The following is a 20467-nucleotide window of genomic DNA, read 5'->3' on the forward strand; positions in this document are numbered from 1 at the left end:
GAACACGTGTCGGATCTGGAACATGGCGGGAACATCTGTCACACGGATGCTTCAGAGAATCGTGGTTATGGACAGGGCGGGTGAACACGACAGCACACCACTGACGACTGCGCGGGGGCGAAGTCTCAACCTCGTGGCGCGTGTGCTCCCCTTAGGGGCGGTGGCGTGTTGGGTGATCACGATCTTCGTGCCGGTCCTCGACAGCGGAGGCCCTGGCTCGATGCGAATCCGCGTGACATCGCTCGGGTTCTCGCCGATCGACATGAATGACCTCGACGAGGTCTACCTCGTGCTCTGGATCGTCATTCTCACCGGAGCGTTCACCGCCTGGCTGCTCTTCGCATCGAAGTGGTGGTCGATCGCGGCCATCGTCCTTGGCACAGTGCTGGGGCTGCGTCTCCTGCAGATGGTGGCCGACCCGCCGATCATGATGTGGGACGGGCAGACGGCCAATGGCACGCCCACCGGCGGCATGGAAGTTGCCTATCCCGCGGCCGGGTTCGGCCTCTGGGTGCTCGGGAGCCTTCTGTTCTTCGCCGCCGGAATCTGTGGTCTGGTCGCCGCCGCCCAACAGGACCACTATCGCCGTGAACGGATCAAACGCTGCATGTCGAAGCGCCATGGTCCCGCCGAGTGAGGCTCGCCCCGCGACGGTGCGAGTCGCGGACGGCAGATGGCTGCTGCGATCCGCCCAAGCTCTGTCTCTGTCTGCCCTCTGCTTGTGGATCGTCATGCTGTGGGTGCCAATCTGCGCCAGTCCGGAGGACACCTCCGAATCACCGCACCCGCCGCGCATCATCGTCACTGCCCTCGGTGGAGCGCCCTTCGACCTCGAAGAAGCTCGTATGCCGTACATCCTGGTCGCACTCGGGGTCTTCGCGTGCGCAGCTTCTGCCTTACTCCTCACCGTCCGGTCTCAGCCAGATATGCACCCGTGGCCGGACGTCGTCGCACGTATGTGGTCCGTCGGCACCCTCTTTCTGAGTCTCTGTGCGTTCCTTGTCCTGGCCGAACTGCTAATGAATCTGCCGACGATCATGTGGGACGCCGTCGACGATCAGGGGCGGCCGATCTTCGGGACGGTCGTCGCACAACCGTCGATGGGCGCAGGGCTGTGGCTCATCGGCTGTCTCTGTCTGCTGGCAGCGGGAGTCTGCGGCCTCCTCGGCGACGTCAGGCGGAGGAGGGCTGTCCCTGGTAGTGGGACAGCACTGCGCGATGAAGCAGCACCCGTTCACCACGCAAACTCGAGAATCACCCCATGGCCCCGAGGGAACCGAACGCACCGCCTCGCGCAACGGCTGCCGTGGGTCGCGTTGGCCTGTTGGGTGCTGATGATCTGGGTACCGCTTTTCGACAGCGGCGACCATGGTGATGATCGACTCACGGTGACATCGCTCGGACGGGTACCCTTCGATCTCGCCGACCTCACCTCGGAAATCATCTTGCCCTGGGTGGTCGTTCTCGTCTGCGCAACTACCGCGAAACGGTTCGACACCTTCGCCCACTGGCCTCTTCTGTCGGTGGCAGCCGGAGTCGGCCTGTTCATCCAGCAGGCGACGATGGTCACCGATCTTCCGCGAGAGCGGGTGACCAGCACCGATGCCGCTGGCGAAAAGCTCAGTGCCTTCATCGTCGGGTATCCGTCAGAGGGCCACTATCTCTGGACGATCGGCTGCCTTGCACTCGTTGCCGCAGGCATCAGCGGACTCCTCAGCGATCGGCGGCGGATAGATCGGCAGAGGCAGCGGCAGATGCAGCGGCAGGCAAAGCGTCCGCCGGAAAAGATCATTCGCCGACGCCAACGCAAACTGCAACAGCTGGCCCGGCTGCTGCCTTTCATCGCGGTCACCATGTGGATCGCCACGATCTTCATCCCCGTCGTCGACAGCTTCAACGGCGTCGGCCCTCGCATCCGATTGACCTCGCTGGGGGACTTGACGTTCGATGACGGCGGTGAAATGCTGCCGCCTTTCATTCTCCTCTGGGCGATTGTGGTCGGCTTTGCCGCGCTCGGCCTCGGCTTCGCCGCTGACCAGTGGTGGAACGTGGCGGCCGTGCTCATCGCCGCGCTCATCGTCCTCATCTTCGTCGCCATCCTTCTCAACCCTCCGACGATTATGTGGGACGGTCAGCTGCCCGACGGCACGCCGATCGGGGGCATGGAAGTTGGACGGCCGTCCTTCGGCTTCGGACTGTGGCTCATCGGAGCAGCCTCACTCGCCGCGGCCGGTATCTGCGGATTCGCGGCAAATGCACAGCGCCCCCGACACACGGTCGAGGGCGCTTGAGTCTCAGCGAACCGAAATTCGACTGAGGGCGGAAAGCGGTCTGTATCACTTCACGGGTTCGAAGAACTTCGCGAAGTAGTCGCCGATCTCGGAGTGCGCATCCAAGGGGAAGATTCCTGAGACGTACTGGTCGGGGCGGACCACGACGACGGCGCCGTCGCGGCTGATCTCACGGGCCTCGAAGATGTCCTCATCGGGCAGGGTCGCGTAGATCTTCTCCACGTATTCAAGATCGAAGGCGCCGATATGCGGACGGAAGACCGTCGGCACATCGGGGAAGGCGAACTCCTTGTGTTCCTGCTGGTAGATGACGCTGAGTTCGACGAGGGCGTCGAGGTCCTCACCGTCCCGACGGTAGGCGACCAGGGGAGAGGCAGGATCCGATTCGAGCCACGCAGCCAGCGCCGCCACTTTCGACTCGCCGGCTGCGCCGTCGCCACTGGCGGAGCCGTCAACGACCGGAGCGGCACGATCAGCGAAGACGTAGACACGCCAGCGCCCGTCAGCGCGGGCTTCGTGCCCGAGATGGATGAAGTTCGCATCGCAGCTGCGCTTGACCCGAGCCGACTTGAACCGCTTGCCGATCGGGAATCCCGCGGCGAGCTCCTGATGAGTCGTCGGCGTCGTGATCATCGACTCCGTGTACTCGGTCATGAAGCCGGCGGGGAACTCTGCGGTCTTGACGTAGAAGTCCTCGAGGTACGTCGACTCCGGCAGCTCTTCCTGCGGAGTCGCCATGAGCGTCGACCATTCCTTGTCGAAGTCGATGAGGTTCTTCGCCGCCACCTGACGTTCGGCAGAGTAGGTGCGCAGCAGCTCCGTCGACGATCGGCCGGAGATGACCTGACCGAGCTTCCACGCGATGTTGAACCCGTCCTGCATCGACACGTTCATTCCCTGTCCGGCCTTCGCCGAGTGGGTGTGGCAGGCATCGCCGGTGATGAACACGCGCGGGCACTGAGAGGCCGGATCGGTCTCGTCAGTGTCGTCGAAGGCATCCGTGAGCCGGTGCCCGACCTCGTAGACCGAATGCCAGGCCACCTTCTTCACATCGACGCTGTAGGGCGCGATGATCGCGTTGGCGCGGGCGATGATCTCGTCGATGCTCGTCGACCGCACCTTCCGCGCATCATCCTCGGGTACGACGCCGAGGTCGACGTACATCCGGAACAGGTGCCCGCCCTCGCGGGGGATATGGAGAATATTTCCGTTCTTCGACGAGATCGCGCACTTGGTGCGGATATCGGGGAAGTCCGAATTCGCGAGCACGTCCATCACACCCCAGGCATGGTTGGCCTGATCGCCGGTCAACGTCCGGCCGATCGCCGACCGCACCTTCGACCGTGCTCCGTCGCAGCCGACGACGTAGCCTGCGCGGATGGTCCGTTCCTCACCGACGCGCTCGCCGGCGGTGTAGCGGACGGTCACGGATACCGGATGATCCTTCGCCGAGGCGGCCGGAGCGTCCCCGTCGACCGTGAGGTCGACGAACTCGATCCCGTAGTCGGGCGTGATCTTCCCGGGGGACTGGGCGGCGAACTGAGCGAAGTAGTCGAGAACGCGTGCCTGATTGACGATGAGGTGCGGGAATTCGCTGATCCCGTAATCGTCGTCCTTGGGCCGACCGGTGCGGATGATGTTCTCGGCGTTCTCCGGGTCCGGATTCCAGAACGACATCTCCGTGATGTGGTAGCCCTCGCGCATGATCTCCTCGGCGAAGCCGAACGCCTGGAAGGTCTCGACCGAGCGGGCCTGAATGCCGTCGGCCTGACCGATGACCAGCCGCGAATCGCGCTTCTCGATCATCCGCGTGTTCACGTCTGGGTACTGCGAGAGCTGGGCCGCCGCGATCATCCCCGCCGGACCGCTGCCGACGATGAGGACATCGACCTCATCGGGCAGATCCTCTGCGCGAGCGATTCCGTACCCAGCGGCCTCCTCGATCCGCGGGTCTGCGGACACATAGCCGTTCTGATGGAAATGCATGTCAACCTCCGGTTCTTGACACGTCGTCGTGATACTCGAATGCTATCAGTTCATATACGATCTGAGGTTTTCGGGTTGGCCGCCATCACGTCATCGCTGGTCACCTGCGGCGACCCGATCCCGATGATCGGGCTCACTGACTGTTCGTCCTCGTGGTCTGGGCCCAGCGGAATGCCGGTGCGATCGCGCAGCAGCAGGGTTGCGGCGAGGGCGAGCACGGCGACGACGCCCAGGTACACCGCCACCGAGGCGGTCGTTCCCGTCGATGACACGAGTCCCTTCGCGATCGTCGGAGCAAAGGCGCCGCCGAGGATGGAGCCGATCGCGTAGGACACCGAGACTCCGGAGAAGCGGACGCTGGAGGGGAACAGCTCGGCGTACATCGCCGGCTGCTGACCGTAGGTGAAGCCCAGGCCGACCGTGAGGACGACGAGGCCGAGCAGGAGCATGCCCACCGAGCCGGTGTTGACCAGCGGGAACAGGGAGAAGATGCCCGCGAGCAGGAGGATCCAGCCGAGGATGTAGGTCTTCCGGCGTCCGATCTTGTCCGAGACGGCTCCCGCGATGATCGTGAAGACCAGCCAGGACACCGCCGAGGCGGCGACGGCCCAGAGCACGGGACCGCGCTCGAGGCCGATGGGTCCGGCCGGATCCGTGGCGTAGTTCTGGATGTATCCGCCGGTGGTCATGTACCCGGCGGCGTTGTTGCCCATGAATACGAGTGAGGCGAGGATGACGAGCAGCCAGTGGCTCTTGATGAGCATGCCCAGCGGGTTCGTGACCTGTTCCTTGCGCTCGGCGATCTCGTGGAATACGGGGGATTCCTCGACTCCGCGGCGGATCCAGTAGCCGACGAAGACGAGCACGATGGAGAGGAAGAACGGCACCCGCCAGCCCCATTCGAGGAAGGCATCGCCCGGGGCGATCGACGTCATCAGAGCGAGCACGCCCGAGGACAGCAGGAGGCCGATGGACACGCCGATCTGCGGGAAGGAACCGCGCAGTCCGCGTGACTTCTCATCCGCGTGTTCGACGGCGAGCAGAACGGCGCCGCCCCATTCGCCGCCGGCCGAGATTCCCTGGACGATGCGCAGCGCGATGAGCAGGATCGGAGCCAGGACGCCCGCGGATTCGAAGGTCGGCAGGAAGCCGATGAGCGCGGTTGCCGCGCCCATGGCGATGAGGGTGACGATGAGGACCACCCGGCGGCCGAGCTTGTCACCGAAATGTCCGGCGAGGAATGCGCCCAGAGGGCGGAAGAGGAAGCTGATCCCGACCGTCGCGAAGGCGACCATGGTCGAGAGCGTCGATCCGAGCGGGCCGAAGAAGAGCTCGTTGAAGATCAGTCCCGAGGCCGCCGCATAGAGGAAATAGTCGTACCATTCGATGCTCGTGCCGACCATCGTCGCGAACGCCACCCGGGTCTGAGTGTGCTTCTGTGCTGCCATGACTCCTGTGTCCTGTCGTGCGTCTGCCGTGCATTTCGGCCACGTTCCGTGTGGCCTGGATTATTTGTCCTCGGGAACCGTATCATATACGATCTGTGGTGAAGCCAACCGAAATGAGGTGTGAGATCGATGTCGACTCCAGTAGGTGTTCCGACCCGTCCGGGCAAGATCATTGCCGTTCATGTGGCCTACGAGTCCCGTGCGGCACAACGGGGAAAGCGCCCCGCTCAGCCGTCGTACTTCCTCAAGGCGGCCAGCTCCGTCGCCGCCACCGGCCAGACCATCGAACGCCCCGCAGGCACCTCGCTGCTCGCCTTCGAGGGTGAGGTCGCCATCGTCATCGGGGGCCCCGCCCGCAACGTCACGGAGGCCGAGGCCTGGTCGTATGTGGCAGGCGTGACCGCGTCGAACGACTTCGGCCTCTACGACATGAAGACCCCGGACAAGGGATCGAACGTGCGGTCGAAGAGCCGCGACGGATACACCCCGCTGGGTCCCGAACTCATCCCCGCCGCCGAGGCGGCCCCCGACTCCCTGCGCCTGCGCACCTGGGTCAACGGCGAAGTCGTCCAGGACGACGGCACGCGCGCCGATCAGCTCATCTTCACCCTCCCGCGCATCGTTGCGGACCTCAGTCAGCACCTCACCCTCGAGCCCGGCGACGTCATCCTCACCGGCACCCCTGCCGGATCCTCCGTCGTCGCCCCAGGCGACACGGTCGAGGTCGAGGTCACGGCCGCCTCGGCGAACGGGGAAGAGCTGAGCTCAGGACGACTGACCACCACGGTCGTCGACGGCCCCGGAGACTTCGACGAGAACCTCGGCAGCCTGCCCGCAGTGAACGAAGCACTCACCGTCGATGCCTGGGGCTCACGCGAAGCCGCCGGACTCGCCCCGGAGGGCGATGCCGATGACACTGCCGCGACGGCACTCGGCGATGACCTCATCGCCAAACTCACCGAGGCTCCGACCGCGGGTCTGTCGGCTCAGCTGCGGTCGCGCGGACTCAACAATGTCGTCATCGAAGGCGTGGCCCCGCTGAAGCCGGGCGCGAAGATCGTCGGCACCGCGAAGACGCTGCGCTTCGTGCCCAACCGCGAAGACCTGTTCAAGTCCCACGGCGGCGGTTACAACGCACAGAAACAGGCCTTCGACTCGATCCGCCCCGGCGAGGTCGTCGTCATCGAGGCCCGCGGCGAATCCGGCTCTGGCACCCTCGGCGACATCCTCGCCCTGCGCGCGAAATCACTCGGCGCCGCCGGCGTCGTCACCGACGGGGGAGTCCGCGACTCCGCCGAGGTGGCCGAGATCCTGCCCGTGTTCTCCACCGCGAAGCACCCCGCCGTGCTCGGCCGCAAGCACGTGCCGTGGGAATCGGACGTGGCCGTGGCCTGCGGAAACGCCACCGTCCTGCCCGGCGATGTGATCGTCGCCGATGACGACGGAGCCATCGTCATCCCTCGTGACCTCGTTGAAGAAGTCGTCGACGCGGCACTGGCGAAGGAGATCGAGGACGGCTGGGTGGCCGAACAGGTCGCCGCCGGCAACCCGATCGAAGAGCTCTTCCCGCCCAAGGGCGAATGGAAGGCGAAATTCGACGAGTGGAAGGCCTCACGGTGACTGCGACTGCGTCCCTGAGCAAGGCCGAGACCGCCTACCGGTGGATCCGCGAACGCGTCGCCGACCAGACCTATCAGCCCGGGCACAAGCTCGTGCTCGCGCAGATCGCACTCGAACTCGACACCTCAGTGGTGCCGGTGCGTGAGGCCATCCGCCGGCTGGAAGCCGACGGGCTCGTGACCTTCGAACGCAACGTCGGGGCCCGCGTGGCCATGGTCGACCAAGGGTCCTACACCCAGTCGATGGAAACGGTCGCGATCCTCGAGGCCGCGGCCGTCGCCCAAGCACAGGGCCACCTCGGCGTCGATGATCTCGATGCTGCGGAGCAGATCAACGATCGGATGCGGGCTCTGCTCGACGATTTCGAACCGGCCGAGTTCACTCGGCTCAACCACGAGTTCCACGAGATGCTCTACCGGCGCTGCCCGAACGAGCGGCTGTGCACCCTCGTCGAACTCGAATGGGACCGGCTCAACCACCTGCGGGATTCGACGTTCTCCTTCGTCCCCGAACGGGCACTCGAGTCGGTGGAGGAGCACTCCCGCATCGTCGCCCTCATCCGGGCTCGCGCCTCGGCGCAGGAGGTCGAACGGGCCGTGCGCGAGCACCGCTCGGCCACTCTGCGCAGCTTCCAGAACTCCCAGACGACCACAGCCCCAAGCACGGATTTGATTGCAGATTCACGAAAGGACAAGTCATGACACAGTCCACCACCCCGCCGGCAGGTATGCCGGAGAAGATCCGCCACTACATCGGCGGAGAATTCGTCGACTCCGTCGACGGAGACGAATTCGACGTGCTCAACCCGGTGACGAACGAGACCTACATCAAGGCCGCCTCGGGCAAGAAAGCCGATATCGAAGCCGCCGTCGCAGCGGCGAAGCAAGCCTTCGACGAGGGCCCGTGGCCGCGGATGCTTCCGCGTGACCGCGCCCGCATCCTCAACAAGATCGCCGACATCGTCGAATCCCGCAAGGACGAACTCGCCGCGATGGAGTCCTTCGACTCCGGGCTGCCGATCACCCAGGCCAAGGGCCAGGCGGCGCGCGCGGCGGAGAACTTCCGCTTCTTCGCCGACCTCATCGTGGCCCAGGTCGACGACGCCTTCAAGGTCCCCGGCCGCCAGGCGAACTACGTCAACCGCAAGCCCATCGGCGTGGCCGGACTCATCACCCCGTGGAACACCCCGTTCATGCTCGAGTCCTGGAAGCTGGGACCGGCGATCGCGACCGGCAACACCGTCGTGCTCAAACCCGCAGAGTTCACCCCGCTCTCGGCCTCCCTGTGGCCGGGCATCTTCGAAGAGGCAGGACTGCCCACCGGAGTGTTCAACATGGTCAACGGCTTCGGTGAGGAGGGCTTCGCCGGCGACTCGCTCGTCAAGCACCCCGACGTTCCGCTCATCTCCTTCACCGGCGAATCCTCGACCGGACAGACGATCTTCGCCAACGCAGCACCCTGGCTCAAGGGTCTGTCGATGGAACTCGGCGGCAAGTCCCCGGCCGTCGTCTTCGCCGACGCGGACCTCGATGCCGCGGTCAACGCCACGATCTTCGGAGTATTCTCCCTCAACGGGGAACGCTGCACCGCCGGCTCGCGCATCCTCGTCGAGGAATCGATCTACGACGAATTCGTCGAGCGCTATGCCGCTCAGGCGGGGCGCGTGAAGGTCGGCCTGCCCTCTGATCCCGCCACCGAGGTGGCTGCGCTCGTCCACCCCGAGCACTATGAGAAGGTCATGTCCTACGTCGAGATCGGCAAGTCCGAGGCCCGCCTCGTCGCCGGCGGCGGACGCCCCGAAGGCTTCGAAACCGGAAACTTCGTCCAGCCGACCGTGTTCGCCGATGTGCAGCCCGACGCGCGGATCTTCCAGGAGGAGATCTTCGGCCCCGTCGTCGCCATCACCCCGTTCTCCTCCGACGAGGAGGCCCTGGAGCTGGCGAACAACACGAAGTACGGTCTGGCCGCCTATATCTGGACCTCGGACCTCAAGCGCGCCCACAACTTCTCCCAGGCTGTGGAGTCGGGAATGGTGTGGCTGAACTCGAACAACGTCCGCGATCTGCGCACCCCCTTCGGCGGCGTCAAGGCCTCGGGACTCGGCCACGAAGGCGGCTACCGGTCGATCGACTTCTACACGGAACAGCAGTCCGTGCACATCAACCTCGGCGAGGTCCACAACCCCGTCTTCGGAAAGCAGTGAAGCAGCCATGACCAAACGCACTGATATGACCCGGACCTCGGCCGGCTATTTCGTCAGCCAGGAGACGGGCATCTCCACCGACAACCCCATCGCCACTCCGCAGGTGAGCCCGCCCGACATCCTCCGCTGCGCCTATATGGAACTCGTCGTCACCGACCTCGCCGCGTCGCGGGAATTCTACGTCGACGTGCTCGGACTCTACGTCACCGAAGAGGACGAGAACACGCTCTACCTGCGTTCGACGGAGGAGTTCATCCACCACAATCTCGTCCTGCGCAAGGGCGAGGTCGCCGCCGTGGCTGCGTTCTCCTACCGGGTGCGCAGCCCGGAAGAGCTCGACAAGGCCGTGGCCTTCTACACCGAACTCGGCTGCGATGTCCGACGCAATCCCGACGGCTTCGTCAAGGGCGTGGGCGACTCCGTGCGCGTGGTCGACCCGCTCGGCTTCCCGTACGAGTTCTTCTACCAGTCCGATCACGTCGAACGCATGTCGTGGCGCTACGACCTGCACATCCCCGGCGAACTCGTCCGCCTCGACCACTTCAACCAGGTCACCCCGGATGTGCCGCGGGCCGTGAAGTACATGCAGGACCTCGGCTTCCGCGTCACGGAGGACATCCAGGACGAGGAGGGCACGGTCTACGCCGCGTGGATGCGCCGCAAGTCCACCGTCCATGACACGGCGATGACCGGTGGCGACGGACCGCGCATGCACCATGTCTGCTTCGCCACCCATGAGAAGCACAACATCCTCTCCATCTGCGACAAGCTCGGTGCCCTGCGCCGGTCCGAATCGATCGAGCGCGGACCCGGCCGCCATGGCGTCTCGAACGCGTTCTACCTCTACCTGCGCGACCCCGACGGTCACCGCGTCGAGGTGTACACGCAGGACTACTACACCGGCGACCCGGACAACCCGGTCATCACGTGGGACGTCCACGACAATCAGCGCCGCGACTGGTGGGGCAACCCCGTCGTGCCGTCCTGGTACACGGACGCCTCGCTCGTCCTCGATCTCGACGGCAACCCGCAGCCCGTGCACGCCCGCACGGACGATTCGGAGATGGCCGTGACGATCGGTGCCGACGGGTTCTCCTACACCCGCGCGGATGAGAATGAGGGCAAGCTGGGCAACCAGCTCTGAAAGGAATCCACATGCTCGATGAGGCAACGATCGCGGCCATCGCCGACGATCTCGCGGAAGCGGAGCGGACGCGGTCGAAGATCAGTCTGCTGACCGCGAAGTATCCGGATATGACGGTCGAGGACTCCTATGCGGTGCAGAACGAATGGCGCCGTCGCGGTGAAGCCGCCGGCCGTCGACTCTACGGTCACAAGATCGGGCTGACCTCGAAGCCGATGCAACAGGCCACCGGGATCACCGAACCAGACTACGGAGCGATCTTCGCCGATCAGGTCTATGACACCGGGTCCGTGATCGATCATTCGCAGTATTCGGGCGTGCGCATCGAGGTCGAACTCGCCTTCGTGCTGCGTGACGAACTGCGCGGACCCGATGTCAGTCTCTTCGACGTCCTCCGCGCCACCGAGTACGTCGTTCCCGCACTCGAGGTCCTGTCCTCGCGCATCGAGATGGAGGGGCGCACGATCGTCGACACCATCTCGGACAATGCGGCACTGGGTGCGATGGTCCTCGGTGGACGACCGGTCGCCGTCGACGCCGTCGACCTGCGTCGGGTGAACGCTCTGCTCTATCGCAACGAGACCATCGAGGACTCCGGAGTCGCCGCCGCCGTCCTCGACCATCCGGCCCGCGGAATCGTGTGGTTGGCGAACAAACTCGCCGAACACGGAGATGTGCTGCAGGCCGGAGAGACCGTGCTCGCCGGATCGTTCACCCGCCCCATGTGGGCCCATCGCGGCGACACCGTCCACGCCGACTACGGAGAGCTGGGAGTCATCACATGCCGTTTCGAGTAGAACTGCCGCAGACCTTCTCAGACCGTGTGACCGGACTCGGCGATGGCGAGTACCTGGCCGGGATGTGGGTGTGCTCGGGTTCGCCCGTGGCCGCCGAGATCGCCGCCGCCTCGGGGATGCAGTGGGTGCTCATCGACGCAGAGCATTCTCCGATCGGACTCGAGACCACGACGAGTCTGCTGCGCGCGATGAACGGCTACCCGGCGACCCCGGTCGTGCGGGTGCCGGTGAATGATCGTGTGCTCATCAAGCAGTACCTCGACCTCGGCGCGCAGAATCTGCTCGTGCCGATGGTCGATACGAAATCCGACGCCGAGGCGGCTGTGGCGGCCGTCCATTATCCGCCGAGAGGTGTGCGCGGGGTCGGTTCGGCCCTGGCCAGGGCCTCCCGGTGGAATGCCGTGGACGGGTACTTGGGTCGTGCGGAGGAGTTCGTGTCCCTGACCGTGCAGATCGAATCGGCGACCGCGGTCGACAATGCCGCCGAGATCGCCGCGGTCGACGGAGTCGACCAGATCTTCGTCGGACCCTCCGACCTGGCCGCGTCGATGGGTCTGCTCGGCCAGCAGACCCATCCGGACGTCACCGATGCGGTGGCGCGGACGTTCGAGGCGGTGAAGGCCGCCGGCAAACCGGTCGGAGTCAATGCCTTCGACCCCGACCAGGCACGGAAGTACCTGGAGGCCGGAGCGTCCTTCGTCCTCGTCGGTGCCGATGTCGGTCTGATGATGAACGGTGCCCGCGCCTGGGCCGACACCTGGGTTCAGGACTGAGCACACGTCGCCCCCGACCGCGCGTCTGCGGTCGGGGGTGAGGCGTATTCATAGGGTGTTTCACTCCTTGTCGCGGCGGCTGCCGGAGATCAGCAGGATCGTTGAGCCGAGCCCGAGGAGGACGATGCCCAGTCCGATGAGCATTCCGTTTCCGGTTGTGCCGGTGCGAGGCAGCTCGGGGGCCGGGGCCGCCGGTGTCTCGGGCGCCGCGGGAGTTTCTGCGACCGGTTCGGTCGGTGGGGTCTCGGGCTGCTCCGGGGACTCGGGAGCCTCAGGCTGTTCCGGCGGGGCCGGCGGTGTGCTTGGCTCCTCCGGTGGTGCCGGGGGAGTGGACGGCATCTCCTCGGGCGGACGATGCACGGTTTCGGCCGGGACGCCCCAGTCGCTCGTCCACGCCTTATTGACGTCGCTGCCCTCGATCGTCGTCACATAGGTGACCCAGCCGACGGGCATGTCGATCGGCTCCGTGCTGATCTCGACGTGGCCCTTCTCGTCGGCGATGACGGTGAAGTCCTGCACGGACAACTCCGTGCCGGCGGTCTCCTTCGACTGCTCGGGTTCGGTCTCCACATGGTAGGCGGTGATGGTGAGGACGGCTTCGGAACCCGGCCGCAGACCGGTCACGGCCACCTCGTCGTGGGTCGATGTGCCCTCAAGCACCGCCTCGGTGTCGGCGGTCGGGGTCCACGGGACGAATCCGGTCTCACGAGGTTGGCCGTGGATTCCCTTCCATTCCTTCGTCGACGTGTCCCCGGCGATCGTCTCGGTGAAGTACAGCCAACCGCGGTAGTCCTCGGGCACGGTGACCTCACCGGATGTGTGGGTGCCGTTGCCGACATCCTTCGAGGTCACGGACGCGATTTCGCGTGCATCATCGTTCTTCGTGCCCTGCTTCGGGGCCGTCGCGGTCTGCCACAGGGTGTGTTCGACGGTGACAGTGTGGTCGCCGATGAGGCCGGAGACGGTGAACTCGTCGGTGACCGTCTCACCCGGCGTCGGCGACTGGTCGGAGATCTCGGTGGTCACCTTCGGTTGGGAGCTGAGCTCGAGCGACGCTTTGTCCGTGACGGAGTCGGGAGTGTCCGGGGTGACGACTCGCTGTACCCGCGTGCCGGAGGTCGGTTCGAGGACTCGCACGGTCTGCGGAGCGACCTTCGCCGAGGCGGTCACTGACAGTTTTCCGGGCGCGCTCGCCTGCAGCGTTGTGGTCACTGGCTCTTTGCCCGTGGTCAGGGTCGTCGGTGCCTTCGTCGTGCCGGCAGTCTTCAGCGCGATGAGAACGTCGGGGACCTGGGCTCCCGATGCACTGGTCAGCGAGACCGTCAGCGTCGCCTCGTCGGTGGGCGTGCCGAGGATCTTCGGTTTGTCGGGGCTACCCTTGTCGGCGCTGCGGTCGCTGTCCTTGGAGTCGGAGGCCCAGGAATCAGGAGAAGGAGCGGACTCCGGGGCGGTGTGAGGTTCGAGCACAGGCATGCGCAGCACCGGTTCGAGGCTGATGTCGAGAGTGTATGGCCCGGCGAACTTCTTCGCCTCGGCGAGGATCGTCGAGTACTTCTTCGCGGCCGCTTCGAACTTTGTGCCCAGGTCAGCCGGTTTCTGCGGCGGCACTGTGTGATCGTGGGGGAGCGCTTTGTCGAGGCGGGCCATCGCGCTCAACGCCGCCTGCACATCCTTCGATTTCGACCCCGCGTATTCGTGCAGCGCCCATGCGGTACGGGCCGAGGTGATCTCGTCGGCTTTCGCTCCTTTGAAATATTTCGGCAGCGGGGACTTCTTGCCTGCATCGATGCAGTAGGCAGGGGTGTCGGGGAAGGTGCGGTAGGACCCGTACCAGGTCTTGCCCTGTTTCGCGTGGTGCCAGATGCCCGGTCCGTAGGCGTTGGGAGCGGCGAGAACCGGAACCTCGCCGAGACTGACCGGTGGTCCCGCGGCCATGGCCGGTCCCAGCCCGATGAGCGAAGCGATTGTGAGGACGGTGAGCAGCAGCGCGGTGCGCAGCGATGCGAGTCTGAGAGTGATCATGGACCGATTCGACACTGGGCGCTGCCTGGCCAGCTAGGGCTGTTTGAGGGGCTGTGGATACCGTTTTGAGCGTCCACAGGTTTTGACGTGTGAGTGGTGATCGTACTGATCTCCGAAGGGAGGGGAGTGGGGCCGGGAGGAACGGGCAGTGGCTGGCACGTGTGGTGGGTGATGGCGACTGTCGGACGACGGTCGAATGGCTCGAGGCGCTTTCACTGTCGTCCGGTTCCTCGGCCGAGACCGAGTCGAAGAATTCGCGATTGTCCACAGCCGAAAATGGTTGAGTGGGGCTCGTGTAGTCGTCTGCAGAACGTGGCAGTCGGCTGAAGTGTTGCTGGACGGATACATGACGAGGGCGTTCACAGCGGGCTGGGACTTTAGACTGAGGTGAGCGGAAATTCCCCCATTGCAGAAGGACGATCTATGTCGGCACAGAACGGTCCCGGTTCGCAGAGACCGCAGCCGCCCCAGGTGCAGGGCCCACCGAACCCGAACGTTCCCCCTGCCCACGGCCAAGTGCCGCAGCAGAATCAGCCGCAGCAGAACCACGATCGATTCCGGCCTCGGCCGGAGGGATCGCAGCAGCCGAATCCGCAGCAGCCGCCCATGCGCGGACAGAATGGACCCCAGGCGCCTGGCCGGCACATGCCGCCGCAGGGGCAGCCAGTGCCGCCGCAGGGGCAGCCGCCCATGCAGGGCCAACCGGTAATGCACGGCCAGCCTCAGATGCAGCCTGCTCCCGGCCACCAGATGCCGCCTCAAGGGCAACCCATGCCCGGCCAGCCGATGACGCAGGGTCAGCCGGTGATGTATGCGCCCCCGCCTGCACAGGCTCGCGTCTATGCTCAGCCGCGGTTTGCCCCGACGGTGACGCAGGAGATGAGGATCCGCGCAGGAATGCAGGCACCTCAGCAGGTCGTCACCGACACTCCCTGGACCGGCGCCGTGCGGAAGGCACAACCGGAGGCCGCACCTGATTCGACGGGTAACATCGTTCGCCTGGTCGCCGCGATCCTCGTACTCGTCGGGCTTGTCATCGGACTGGCACTACTTGCCCTGCTCGGCGGACTGAGCTTCGGGGTCCGCCTCTTCGGACTCATCGGACTCGCAGCGATCCCTCTTCTCGGCATCATCGCCTATGTGCTCTGGCTCGATCGCTGGAGGCCCCAGCCGAAGCTGCTTTTGGGCATCTGCTTGCTCTGGGGTGCCGTCGCCTCGGTGATCCTCACCCTCGGCTTCTCACTCGTCGGCGAGGTCGCGCTCTATATGATCGGCATAAATGGAGTGCCCGACGTCATCGGTGCAGTCATTCAGGCTCCGATCCTCGAGGAATCGACGAAGACCGTTCTCCTGCTCGTCATCGTCCTCGCCGCCCGGCGCCACTTCGAAGGGCCCCTCGACGGGCTCGTCTACGGTTCACTCATCGGTGCGGGCTTCGCCTTCACAGAGAACATCCTCTACCTCGGCCAGTCGTGGAACGACGGCGAACTTCCGGGACTGGCAGTGACATTCGCCATGCGCTGCCTCGGATCGCCGCTGCTCCACACGGCGTTCTCAACCTGCGCCGGTGTATCCATCGGCCTTGCCGCCCGCAAATGGCCGTGGTGGTCACTCATCCTCATGTGGCTGCCCGGTCTCCTCCTCGGCATGATCCTGCACGGCTTCTGGAACGCCTCGATGACGCTCCTCGGTGTCCTCGGCCAAGCGACCCGTGATGTGATGGGCGGAATGCTTCCGCAGATCATTGGCCTCATCGTCCTCAGCGCCATCCTATCCGCGGCCTGGGTCACGCTCGGCCTCATCCTGCGCCGCAGCGAACGCATGCATACGCAGAACATGCTCGGCGACTATGCGAATTCCGGTTGGCTCACCCATGCTGAGGTCGACATGCTCGGCACCTGGAAGGGCCGGAAGAATGGTCGCGACTGGGCGAAGTCGTTCCCCGGCGGCAAGGAGGAGATGAAGACCATGATCCGCACCTCCGGCAAGCTGTCGACGACGCGGATGCGGGTGCTCTCTGGAATCGGCGGTGAACAGGAACGCAAGATCGAACGGGCCGAGCTCAAGCAGTTCTCCGACGCCCGCGAACGTCTGCTCGCGGCCTCCAACCAGACCGTCTCCCAACAGCCGATGCGGTAAGTTCCAGCGGTGACGATCTTCGACATTCTCCTCATCGTCCTCGGCGTCGGGGCGCTCTTCGCCGGGTTCCGCCAGGGCATCATCACCGCCCTCGGAACCGCGGCGGGCTTCATCGTCGGCTGGATCCTCGGGCGCCTGCTCTCCCCGCTCGTCGAATCGCTGAGCGCCGGCACCGACGTCATGGACAACCAAGGCGTGCTCATGCTGCTGGCCTCGATGCCGTTGGTCCTCAGCGTGCTCTTCGCCTTCGCCGGCAGCGGCATCGGGGCGTGGATCAAGCACAATATGGACTCCGATCTCGGCCAGGGCATCGACGCCGTCGGCGGCACCGTCACCGCCGGAATCGTCTATGTCCTCGTCATCTGGCTCGCCGCCGGATTCATCCGCACCACCCCGCTCGTCGAACCCAACCGCTGGGTCGCCGACTCCGCCGTCATCGCCGCGATCGACCGCACTATTCCCTACTCCTCCCAGAATGCGCTGGGCGGACTGGCGAAGGGACTGAGCGCCTCCGGGTTCCCCCAGGTGTTCTCCGGCCAGCCCGAACAGATCCGGGGAGTCGGAGAACCCGACGAAGGTATGGTCGACGTCGGTCGCAGCGTCGAGGACTCGGTCGTCAAGATCACGACGACAGCCACCAGCTGCGCCACCGGTTCGGAAGGCTCCGGATTCGTGTACGAAGACGGACTCGTCGCCACCAACGCCCACGTCGTGGCCGGATCCACCGAACTCGCAGTGCAGGTGGGCGGCAAGGGCCGACCCTACCAGGCCGAGGTCGTCGAATTCGATGCCGAGGCCGACGTGGCCGTGCTCCGGGTACAGGGACTCGATGCTCTCGCCCTCGACTTCGGCAACGGGCTCGGACCGGGCGACGACTCCGTCGTCGTCGGATTCCCCGCCAACGGTCCCTATACGATCTCACCGACTCGAGTACGAGAGAAGATCAATGCCCGCGGACTCGACATCTACGATTCGCAGTCGGTCGTCCGCGAGGTCTATGCACTGCGCGGAATCGTGAGGGAAGGCAATTCGGGCGGCCCGCTCATCGATGCCGACGGAAACGTCGTCGGCATGGTCTTCGCCCGCTCGGCCACCGATGACGAAACCGGCTACGCCCTCACCCGAGCTGAGATCGCTGACGAACTCGACGCCGGTGCCGCCGAACGTGCACCGCAGCCGACAGGTCAGTGCACGAACTGAAACCAGTGCACGAACTGACCTCGGCTACTTGAGGTTGAGCCCGGCGAGGACGGCGCGGTGGTCGCTCGATCCGCGTTCGAGCACCTCGTCGGAGGTGGCGTCGAAACCACGATAGAGAACATGGTCGAGCCGGGTGACGGGGAACTGGGACGGCCAGGTGAAGCCGAAACCGCCTCGGGCCTCTTCCCGGGTATCCTCCAGCGGCGGCACCAAGGTCTCCATATTGTTGTCCGTCGTCGCCGTGTTGAAGTCGCCGGCGATGATCACATGCTCGGCGCCGTCGGTCTCCACGGTCGTGGCCAGTCGGCGCAGGGCGGCATTGCGCATCGACTCGTGGCCCGGACGTACCGACGGCATATGCACGGCATAGAAGCGGATGTCTCCGTGGTCGGTCGAGATCGTGGTCGCGAACGCGCGCGGCCACTGCAGGCCGAGGTCGACCTCCTCCGGCTCCGACATCGGCCACTTCGACCACACGCCGATGGTGTCGACGACCTGCGAATGCTCGAACGAGGAGTCGAGCTCCTTGTGGATGATCTTGCCGGACAGGGACTCGAGCTCCTGGATCGTGACGATGTCCGGATCACGGTCGACGATGTTCTGCGCGGCCGCCGTGGGCTGCGGCATCCTCGCACCCACATTGTGGGTGGCCACCGTCAGGTCCGGATCACCGGAATCCTCATTCGGCAGCAGGGCGGGGCCGAACATCCCCGTCCACACGAGAGCAGGCACGAGGAATCCGATGGCCGAGAGCCACGAGAAGCGGATGAGGAACATGAGCAGCACCAGCGCGAGGAAGATTCCCGTCCACGGCAGTGCCGATTCGAGGATGAGCGCGATGCCCATCCGCGTCGGCAGCAGATTGTGGAGAAGCAGGAATGCCGCATAGAGGATCCCGAAGATCAATGCGGTGATGCCCTTCGCGGGGCTGTGCCTTCTGCGCGGTGTGGAATATGCCTGGTTCATCGATCAACGATCTTAACCGGGAAGTCTGGCCCCACGCTGGAAGCGACTTGCGACGCGGCTCACAGCCGCACGACATCAGCGACGCGCAGTCGCACTCCACACCGTCACATCGGGGTGGGTGTCGTAGCGATATCCCGAACCCCTCATCGTGCGCACCACGGAAGCGTATTCGCCGAGGCGGCGCCGCAGTCGGCGGATGTGGACGTCCACGGTGCGTTCGTCGGGAACCTCACCGCCGGACCACACCGCGGTGATGAGGTCCTCACGGGGCAGGGTCTCATCGGCGTGGGAGACGAGGGTGGCGAGAAGATCGAATTCCTTCGTTGTGACGTCGACGAGGTCACCGTCGATGCGGACTTCGCGGCGGGGAATGTCGATGCGCAGGCGTTCGCCGGTCGCCTGGGTGTAGGCGTCGCCGGCACGTCCGCCGAAACCGCGGGGTGCGGGAGCCGCCGGAGCGGAATCCTCGCGCAGCGCCGGCGGGTGGATGCGGTTGGGAATGCGCGAACGCACGGGACCGTGAGTCGCAGCCGGTGCACCGGTCGCGGCAGGGGAGCCGTTGGCCACGGCGCGCACAGCGTCGATATCGCTGCCGCGGCCCTCCGGCGCCAATGCGATGACGGCCTGGGTCTCGGCCTGGCTGGCCAGTTCCTTGGCGTAGGCCTGCAGCTCGGCTGCGATCGCCGACAGGTTCGTGCCGTCGGCTGCGGCCTTGGTCTCATCGAGTCCGACGTAGACGATGATTCCGCGAGCGGCCTTCGGTGAGGGCACCACACCGGCGGGCCCGTAGGTATGCGGTGGGTTCTGAGGGTCGACTGCGCTCAACCTGGCTCCTGCACGTCGAGTGGCCACTGCGCTGCGTGGGTGGACGTAGGCGGGTTCTGGATTCGGCATAGCTGTCCTTTGCTTTCGACCATGAGGTCGATATGACTGGAAGAGTCCGCTGCTTGAGTGAACTCGTTCGAGGCCGGACAGCGGGAGTACGATCACCGACCACGAACGCAGGGCATACACATGTATGCGCCCGGCATTCGCATCTGATGGATCGTCGAAGTCATGGCTTCATTATTTGTCACAAAACTTCGACCGCGCAAAGAGAAGTCCGAAAATGAGACGACTGTGACGAAATATGACGTCGCAGTCGCCGAGGCGGACGACCGACATCGTCATCCGCGCGTGCGCTCAGTCGACGATTCCGTACATCCGGTCCCCGGCATCGCCGAGCCCGGGCACGATGTAGCCCTTCTCATTGAGCTTCTCGTCGAGCGCCGCCGTGTACACCTTCACCTCGGCGGAATCGCTGTAGTCGCGTTCGATGCGCTGGACGCCCTCGGGTGCGGAGACGAGGCACACTGCGGTGACGTCGCGAGCCCCGCGCGCGAGCAGGAAGTCGATGGCCATGGCCAGGGTGCCGCCGGTGGCGAGCATCGGATCGACGACGAAGATCTGCCGTCCGGTGAGGTCATCGGGCAGACGGTCGGCATAGGCGCTGGGCTCGAAGGTCGTCTCGTCACGGACCATTCCGAGGAAGCCCACCTCGGCGGTGGGGAGGATGCGCAGCATTCCGTCGAGCATGCCGAGGCCGGCGCGCAGGATCGGGACCACGACGGGGCGGGGTTCGGCGATGCGGGTGCCGGTGGTCGTCGTCACCGGGGTCGAGATCTCCTTGTCCTCGACCGACACCGATCGGGTCGCCTCGTAGGCCAGCAGCATGACGAGCTCTTCGGTGAGCTGCCGGAAGCGAGCGGAATCCGTGTTCACATCGCGCAGAGCGGTGAGTTTGTGGGCGATGAGCGGGTGATCGGCTACGTGAAGATGCATACCTCAAATGGTACGGGAGAACTTCGCCTCTCCGGCAGTGGTCAACGCGGGGCGAAG

General features: G+C 65.2%; 16 protein-coding genes. 10 read left to right on the forward strand and 6 right to left on the reverse strand.

Features of this window, described 5'->3' with window-relative positions; all coding sequences use genetic code 11:
- Positions 1-172: 172 nt before the first annotated feature.
- Positions 173-637, forward strand: coding sequence for a hypothetical protein (locus GUY30_RS03575; protein ID WP_167194145.1), 465 nt, complete (start codon positions 173-175; stop codon positions 635-637).
- A gap of 94 nt (positions 638-731) precedes the next feature.
- A complete protein-coding gene (locus GUY30_RS03580; protein ID WP_167194147.1) occupies positions 732-2291 on the forward strand; it encodes a hypothetical protein in 1560 nt (519 codons plus the stop codon).
- A gap of 45 nt (positions 2292-2336) precedes the next feature.
- On the opposite strand, the gene GUY30_RS03585 is transcribed toward GUY30_RS03580, so the two are convergent.
- Both GUY30_RS03585 and GUY30_RS03590 read right to left on the reverse strand, forming a co-directional pair.
- Positions 2337-4277, reverse strand: coding sequence for an FAD-dependent monooxygenase (locus GUY30_RS03585; RefSeq protein WP_167194149.1), 1941 nt, complete (start codon positions 4275-4277; stop codon positions 2337-2339).
- Between the two features lie 50 nt (positions 4278-4327).
- Entirely contained in the window at positions 4328-5725 is a 1398-nt protein-coding gene (locus GUY30_RS03590) for an MFS transporter (RefSeq protein WP_167194151.1), read from the reverse strand.
- 129 nt (positions 5726-5854) lie between these two features.
- Between GUY30_RS03590 and GUY30_RS03595 the strand changes: the two genes are divergently transcribed.
- The 6 genes from GUY30_RS03595 to GUY30_RS03620 are packed head-to-tail and all read left to right on the forward strand — an operon-like array spanning position 5855 to position 12262.
- Positions 5855-7345, forward strand: coding sequence for a fumarylacetoacetate hydrolase family protein (locus GUY30_RS03595; RefSeq protein WP_167194153.1), 1491 nt, complete (start codon positions 5855-5857; stop codon positions 7343-7345).
- Positions 7306-8046 carry a GntR family transcriptional regulator gene (locus GUY30_RS03600; protein ID WP_167194155.1) on the forward strand — a complete coding sequence of 247 codons (741 nt, stop codon included), beginning with the start codon at positions 7306-7308 and terminating at the stop codon, positions 8044-8046. The genes GUY30_RS03595 and GUY30_RS03600 overlap by 40 nt, the downstream gene beginning before the upstream one ends.
- Positions 8043-9548, forward strand: coding sequence for a 5-carboxymethyl-2-hydroxymuconate semialdehyde dehydrogenase (gene hpaE, locus GUY30_RS03605; protein WP_167194157.1), 1506 nt, complete (start codon positions 8043-8045; stop codon positions 9546-9548). Before GUY30_RS03600 ends, hpaE begins: the two co-directional genes overlap by 4 nt.
- A 7-nt stretch (positions 9549-9555) precedes the next feature.
- Positions 9556-10692 (forward strand): 3,4-dihydroxyphenylacetate 2,3-dioxygenase, encoded by a 1137-nt coding sequence (gene hpaD / locus GUY30_RS03610; protein ID WP_167194159.1) that lies wholly within the window; start codon positions 9556-9558, stop codon positions 10690-10692.
- A gap of 11 nt (positions 10693-10703) precedes the next feature.
- Positions 10704-11489: a fumarylacetoacetate hydrolase family protein gene (locus tag GUY30_RS03615; protein WP_167194161.1), complete on the forward strand. Its 786-nt coding sequence runs from the start codon at positions 10704-10706 to the stop codon at positions 11487-11489.
- On the forward strand, positions 11474-12262 hold the full coding sequence (locus GUY30_RS03620) for an HpcH/HpaI aldolase family protein (protein WP_167194163.1): 789 nt from the start codon (positions 11474-11476) through the stop codon (positions 12260-12262). Before GUY30_RS03615 ends, GUY30_RS03620 begins: the two co-directional genes overlap by 16 nt.
- A gap of 60 nt (positions 12263-12322) precedes the next feature.
- Here GUY30_RS03620 and GUY30_RS03625 read toward each other — a convergent pair whose 3' ends face one another.
- Positions 12323-14284 (reverse strand): LPXTG cell wall anchor domain-containing protein, encoded by a 1962-nt coding sequence (locus GUY30_RS03625; RefSeq protein WP_167194165.1) that lies wholly within the window; start codon positions 14282-14284, stop codon positions 12323-12325.
- A gap of 771 nt (positions 14285-15055) precedes the next feature.
- Here GUY30_RS03625 and GUY30_RS03630 point away from each other — a divergent pair.
- Together GUY30_RS03630 and GUY30_RS03635 are read left to right on the forward strand one after the other, a co-directional pair.
- Positions 15056-16423: a PrsW family intramembrane metalloprotease gene (locus GUY30_RS03630; protein ID WP_228281661.1), complete on the forward strand. Its 1368-nt coding sequence runs from the start codon at positions 15056-15058 to the stop codon at positions 16421-16423.
- Between the two features lie 9 nt (positions 16424-16432).
- On the forward strand, positions 16433-17623 hold the full coding sequence (locus tag GUY30_RS03635; RefSeq protein ID WP_167194167.1) for a MarP family serine protease: 1191 nt from the start codon (positions 16433-16435) through the stop codon (positions 17621-17623).
- A 24-nt stretch (positions 17624-17647) separates the two neighbouring features.
- Here GUY30_RS03635 and GUY30_RS03640 read toward each other — a convergent pair whose 3' ends face one another.
- From GUY30_RS03640 to upp, 3 genes are all read right to left on the reverse strand, one after another.
- Positions 17648-18589 carry an endonuclease/exonuclease/phosphatase family protein gene (locus tag GUY30_RS03640; RefSeq protein WP_167194169.1) on the reverse strand — a complete coding sequence of 314 codons (942 nt, stop codon included), beginning with the start codon at positions 18587-18589 and terminating at the stop codon, positions 17648-17650.
- A gap of 75 nt (positions 18590-18664) precedes the next feature.
- A complete protein-coding gene (locus GUY30_RS03645; protein WP_167194171.1) occupies positions 18665-19483 on the reverse strand; it encodes a winged helix-turn-helix transcriptional regulator in 819 nt (272 codons plus the stop codon).
- A gap of 288 nt (positions 19484-19771) precedes the next feature.
- Positions 19772-20410 carry a uracil phosphoribosyltransferase gene (gene upp / locus GUY30_RS03650; protein ID WP_167194173.1) on the reverse strand — a complete coding sequence of 213 codons (639 nt, stop codon included), beginning with the start codon at positions 20408-20410 and terminating at the stop codon, positions 19772-19774.
- Between the last annotated feature and the right edge of the window lie 57 nt (positions 20411-20467).

Origin of the sequence: Brevibacterium pigmentatum, assembly GCF_011617465.1 — a bacterium.
GTDB lineage: Bacteria > Actinomycetota > Actinomycetes > Actinomycetales > Brevibacteriaceae > Brevibacterium > Brevibacterium pigmentatum.

Excerpts from the sequence above, each read along its gene's own strand:
- GUY30_RS03580 (WP_167194147.1), top strand. The coding sequence starts at position 732 with ATGCTGTGGGTGCCAATCTGCGCCAGTCCGGAGGACACCTCCGAATCA.
- GUY30_RS03585 (WP_167194149.1), bottom strand. The coding sequence starts at position 4,277 with ATGCATTTCCATCAGAACGGCTATGTGTCCGCAGACCCGCGGATCGAG.
- GUY30_RS03590 (WP_167194151.1), bottom strand. The coding sequence starts at position 5,725 with ATGGCAGCACAGAAGCACACTCAGACCCGGGTGGCGTTCGCGACGATG.
- GUY30_RS03595 (WP_167194153.1), top strand. The coding sequence starts at position 5,855 with ATGTCGACTCCAGTAGGTGTTCCGACCCGTCCGGGCAAGATCATTGCC.
- GUY30_RS03600 (WP_167194155.1), top strand. The coding sequence starts at position 7,306 with ATGGAAGGCGAAATTCGACGAGTGGAAGGCCTCACGGTGACTGCGACT.
- hpaE (WP_167194157.1), top strand. The coding sequence starts at position 8,043 with ATGACACAGTCCACCACCCCGCCGGCAGGTATGCCGGAGAAGATCCGC.
- hpaD (WP_167194159.1), top strand. The coding sequence starts at position 9,556 with ATGACCAAACGCACTGATATGACCCGGACCTCGGCCGGCTATTTCGTC.
- GUY30_RS03615 (WP_167194161.1), top strand. The coding sequence starts at position 10,704 with ATGCTCGATGAGGCAACGATCGCGGCCATCGCCGACGATCTCGCGGAA.
- GUY30_RS03620 (WP_167194163.1), top strand. The coding sequence starts at position 11,474 with ATGCCGTTTCGAGTAGAACTGCCGCAGACCTTCTCAGACCGTGTGACC.
- GUY30_RS03625 (WP_167194165.1), bottom strand. The coding sequence starts at position 14,284 with ATGATCACTCTCAGACTCGCATCGCTGCGCACCGCGCTGCTGCTCACC.
- GUY30_RS03630 (WP_228281661.1), top strand. The coding sequence starts at position 15,056 with ATGCCCGGCCAGCCGATGACGCAGGGTCAGCCGGTGATGTATGCGCCC.
- GUY30_RS03640 (WP_167194169.1), bottom strand. The coding sequence starts at position 18,589 with ATGAACCAGGCATATTCCACACCGCGCAGAAGGCACAGCCCCGCGAAG.
- GUY30_RS03645 (WP_167194171.1), bottom strand. The coding sequence starts at position 19,483 with ATGCCGAATCCAGAACCCGCCTACGTCCACCCACGCAGCGCAGTGGCC.
- upp (WP_167194173.1), bottom strand. The coding sequence starts at position 20,410 with ATGCATCTTCACGTAGCCGATCACCCGCTCATCGCCCACAAACTCACC.